Source organism: Halothiobacillus sp. (assembly GCF_027346185.1).
Lineage (GTDB): Bacteria > Pseudomonadota > Gammaproteobacteria > Halothiobacillales > Halothiobacillaceae > Halothiobacillus.
Window position 1 is genome coordinate 1 of sequence record NZ_DAIESY010000130.1, and the last position, 3536, is coordinate 3536.

The window sequence follows — 3536 nt, forward strand, 5'->3', positions numbered from 1 at the left end:
GTGATAATCCCGATGCCATTCGCGATCCAACTTATTGAAAGTTGGAATATGGCATGAATTTGGTCAAGCCTCGCTATGATCAAGCCGCCAACCCATCATCCAACCTGAAAATCAGACCATCAAATCCGGTGATCACACTCATCTTGGTACCATAGCCATTGACGAGGCAGGCATCGAGAACGGCAACCAGGCTTCCGGCTATTCCTGTCAGGGCAGGGGCGGAGGCATCCTTGCTTGAATAAATTGTGACGGTCATGGCTTAGGACTCGGTGGCGGTGGAGGATGTGGTCAATTCTGGCGTCACGCCATTGGACACCACGATGCTGGGGGTGATGCTGCCGGAGTAGAGCAGGGTACCGGCGCCGGTGGAGGCGGTGCCGATACCCCAGAAGGTCTTGGTCTCAGAGCCTGCGGTGGCGGCAGGAAACACGATGGTGGAGGCGGGGCTGACACTATTGCCGGTGACGGGCGCGCCACGGCTACCCGGGCATAGCCCGTATAGGCGGCTTCACTGGTGTTCTGGGCACCCGCCGCACCCGGATCCGCGGTGTGCAGGCTGATGTAGAGCAGGGTCAGTGGGGCGGTGGTAGCATTGTCGGCAATGTTGGCGACGGGCACGGCCTGAAACAGAAGTTTCAACAGGTCGTTGGCCCAGGTTGTGGTTTTACCAGCCATGGGAGTCTCCTCGAGGGGTTACGGGTAAGTAAAAATGGAATAGACTGCTGGAATGACGGCAGTCAAAACGACTTCTAAATGAGGAAAATCGAAATTCAGTGGGGGACAAGTATGGGGATCGGGCTGGTTGCGGCCAACACCGGACACTCCTGAATATTCTCGATAGCAGACTTTCACCGCGAAACGTTTAGTCTGCCCCACTTGACGGTATACGGCATTGCCGTATAATCTCTTCATGCTTACCATCGCAGAATCAGAAATTTTCAGTCGGTATGTCTCCGACTACTGGACAGAAGACGAGCGTGGTGAATTCGTCTCATGGATCGCCACGCACTATGATGTCGGCGATGTGGTACGAGGTTCCGGTGGTTGTCGAAAAGTTAGATGGTCTCGTAAAGGAACAGGCAAAAGTGGCGGCGTTCGCGTGATCTACTACAACATGCTTGAGGACGGAACAATTTGGCTGTTACTGATCTATGCGAAGAATGAGCATGAAAATATACCCGCTCATATATTGAAGGCTGTGAAAGAGGAAATTACATGTCCATGACTGCTAAAGAACTGCAAAAACGTGATGCGAAACGCGATCTGGGTGGGGAATTGTTGGAATCTGTTCGCCAAATGAAGTCCGGTCGCGCAGGGAAAATCCACAAAGTGGCTATATCCCCTGTTGTCTCTGCCCGTATGAAGTCTGGTTTGTCTCAATCCGATTTTGCGAAATTGCTGGGCGTTTCTGTGCGCACTTTGCAGGATTGGGAACAAGGTCGCCGTGAACCCAGTGGCGCAGCCAAGACACTCATTGGTATCGCCGAGCGCAGACCAGAAGTTCTTCGGGAAGCAGATGCCTAGAAAATGTTGCTCAGGAAAACCATACACGAATCAAGTAATCGACAGAAATCGGCCATATCCAGCCGTTCCTAGACAACAGCTTCCTGGAGGCTATGCACGGCTCCGTGGTAACCCCATTCCCTCTTCGACTGTCGTATGCTTTTGAAACATCGGGCTAGCCTGCGCAGGCCCGATCGCGTGGCTCAATGCAACGGCACGATTTAGTGCAACGACTGGACTGGGTTGCAACGCGAGAAGTTCATCGTAGAGTCGCAGCAATTGAGGCCAGTCAGTGTCTTCGGCGTGGTTGGCGCGGACATGAACCGCCGCCAGTTCTGCCTGCAGCATGAGTATGCTCGGCCCATCCGTTCTCAGTGCATTCGGGCTGCGGCAGCGCGCCAACGCGTCCAGACGCGCTGCGCGCTCGGATGCCTGCGGCAACTCGAAGGGTTCACCGGCCACCAGGCGCAAGGTGAGCGCCCATTGCGCCTCAGGCGCCAACTTGGGGTGCAAGCGATAAACATCAACCTCAACGCGTTGTCGCTCACTTCGTCAGCCTCATCAGCAAGCAACAAGTCCAGCGGGTCGGGAACGAGGTGGGCCGTGCGCGCATCGGCGTCATGACCCAGCGCTTGCTGTTCCCGCGCTGTCATCTGTACATGGCGCATACGATCCAACAAGCGGTGCTTCGCGGCTGTCATCAGCCAGGCACCGGGGCGTTCAGGCCAGCCCTCTGCCGGCCAGTGTTGCATCGCAGTCACTAGCACATCTTGCACGCAGTCTTCGGCTAACGCCAGATCGCACCTGCGCGCAGCAGAGCCCCGGTAAGGCGCCTGGCTTCCAGGCGCCAGACGGCCTAGATGGAAGTCGTCATCCGCCCTGCTTGATGGCAGCCAGTTGTTCGCGGATGATGCGTTCGGCATCTTCGGGTGGCAGGTCGGTGCCGCCCATTAGCGGGCGCACCTCGATGCAACAGGGCTGGCCAGGGAACGGTGCCGGAAAACGTTGCGTCCAGGCTAGTGCTTCGTCGCGTGATCGCACCTCGATCAGCGTGTAGCCTGCAATGAGCTCCTTGGTTTCAGCGAAGGGGCCGTCCATGACGCGCGGCTGGCCGGCGGTATCATATTGCACGCGAAATCCCTGACTGCTGGGCTGCAAGCCAGCACCATCGAGTAGTACGCCTGCCTTGGCCATCTCGTCGTGGAAGGCTATCATGCGCGGCACAAGCGTAGGGTCATCAGGAAAGTCGCCAGCCTCGCTCATTGCGGTGGCGCGAACTTGGATCATATAACGGGGCATGGAAGTCTCCTAAAATGGTTACCTTACACGACGAATTACGATGGCGCATTTCGACATGCCCCTCGGCTTTCGGGGTTGTGCAACTCTGGCAGGCCACTTAGTGGCGGCGAGATCAGGGCTGCGAATGTCTTTTCAGGGCACGAAGCACCATCTCCAATTATCAGCAATGTCTTCAAACCGTCCATTCCCATCACGGCTTCACCATTTCCAGGGAGAGTTTCTTGAGATCCCAGAGTTGGTACATGAAATTATTGTAGTCGTGCACATCCTCGCCAAAGCGCACCCGGTAGTACTAGGTGTAACTGGCGCTCACCACGGCTCCCTTGGTTGGGGGAACTGCAAATAGCAGGGTGTTGGGGGTTACCAGCGTCCAGGTGGCCGGTGAAAATACCTGCACCCCATCGAGCATGACCTGCAGGGTGGTGATGTCCACATACCCCACCGGCTCGATGAATCCGGCATAGGATTTGGTGATCGGATATTCGGTGGTGAATCCATCACCGATCCCCAGCGTGTAGCCGGATACGGTATTGCTTTCTGCTGGATCGGCGAACAGGAAGGTGTCGAAACTGCCCGAGCGTGCCAGGAAAAAGCCGCACAGGGCCTGCAATTCTGCATATCCCTGGGTTTCGCGCAGCAATTCGTAGGACATTTCCCATTTCCACAGGGGATAGGCGTAATTGGCAACTCGGGTTTCCCGCCCCGAGGTGTGTTTGACGATGGTGGTATGAAAC

At 56.2% G+C, this 3536-nt stretch carries 7 protein-coding genes and 1 pseudogene; 2 read left to right on the top strand and 6 right to left on the bottom strand.

Features of this window, described 5'->3' with window-relative positions; all coding sequences use genetic code 11:
- Positions 1-79: 79 nt before the first annotated feature.
- Complete coding sequence (locus M7R55_RS09360; RefSeq protein WP_297486902.1) at positions 80-256, bottom strand: hypothetical protein; 177 nt, start codon at positions 254-256, stop codon at positions 80-82.
- Positions 257-300: 44 nt separating this feature from the next.
- Positions 301-675, bottom strand: a complete 375-nt coding sequence (locus M7R55_RS09365) for a hypothetical protein (RefSeq protein WP_297452052.1) — start codon at positions 673-675, stop codon at positions 301-303.
- 235 nt (positions 676-910) lie between these two features.
- Between M7R55_RS09365 and M7R55_RS09370 the strand changes: the two genes are divergently transcribed.
- Positions 911-1225, top strand: coding sequence for a type II toxin-antitoxin system RelE/ParE family toxin (locus tag M7R55_RS09370; RefSeq protein ID WP_297452054.1), 315 nt, complete (start codon positions 911-913; stop codon positions 1223-1225).
- A complete protein-coding gene (locus M7R55_RS09375) occupies positions 1216-1524 on the top strand; it encodes a helix-turn-helix domain-containing protein (RefSeq protein WP_298220151.1) in 309 nt (102 codons plus the stop codon). The genes M7R55_RS09370 and M7R55_RS09375 overlap by 10 nt, the downstream gene beginning before the upstream one ends.
- A gap of 90 nt (positions 1525-1614) precedes the next feature.
- Here the strand turns inward: M7R55_RS09375 and M7R55_RS09380 are convergent, their stop codons facing one another.
- The 4 genes and pseudogenes from M7R55_RS09380 to M7R55_RS09390 form a co-directional block, all read right to left on the bottom strand.
- Positions 1615-2016 (bottom strand): hypothetical protein, encoded by a 402-nt coding sequence (locus M7R55_RS09380; RefSeq protein WP_298220152.1) that lies wholly within the window; start codon positions 2014-2016, stop codon positions 1615-1617.
- Positions 2017-2174: 158 nt separating this feature from the next.
- Positions 2175-2426, bottom strand: a pseudogene (locus M7R55_RS12280) (sigma factor); the annotation flags it as partial.
- Positions 2374-2802: a YciI family protein gene (locus M7R55_RS09385; RefSeq protein WP_297486911.1), complete on the bottom strand. Its 429-nt coding sequence runs from the start codon at positions 2800-2802 to the stop codon at positions 2374-2376. The gene M7R55_RS09385 and the pseudogene M7R55_RS12280, both read right to left, overlap by 53 nt.
- 292 nt (positions 2803-3094) lie before the next feature.
- A partial coding sequence (locus M7R55_RS09390) for a DUF2460 domain-containing protein (protein WP_298220153.1) occupies positions 3095-3536 on the bottom strand: 442 nt, incomplete at its 5' end.

Coding starts and splice junctions, on each gene's coding strand:
- M7R55_RS09370 (WP_297452054.1), top strand. CDS start 911: ATGCTTACCATCGCAGAATCAGAAATTTTCAGTCGGTATGTCTCCGAC.
- M7R55_RS09385 (WP_297486911.1), bottom strand. CDS start 2,802: ATGCCCCGTTATATGATCCAAGTTCGCGCCACCGCAATGAGCGAGGCT.
- M7R55_RS09375 (WP_298220151.1), top strand. CDS start 1,216: ATGTCCATGACTGCTAAAGAACTGCAAAAACGTGATGCGAAACGCGAT.
- M7R55_RS09365 (WP_297452052.1), bottom strand. CDS start 675: ATGGCTGGTAAAACCACAACCTGGGCCAACGACCTGTTGAAACTTCTG.
- M7R55_RS09360 (WP_297486902.1), bottom strand. CDS start 256: ATGACCGTCACAATTTATTCAAGCAAGGATGCCTCCGCCCCTGCCCTG.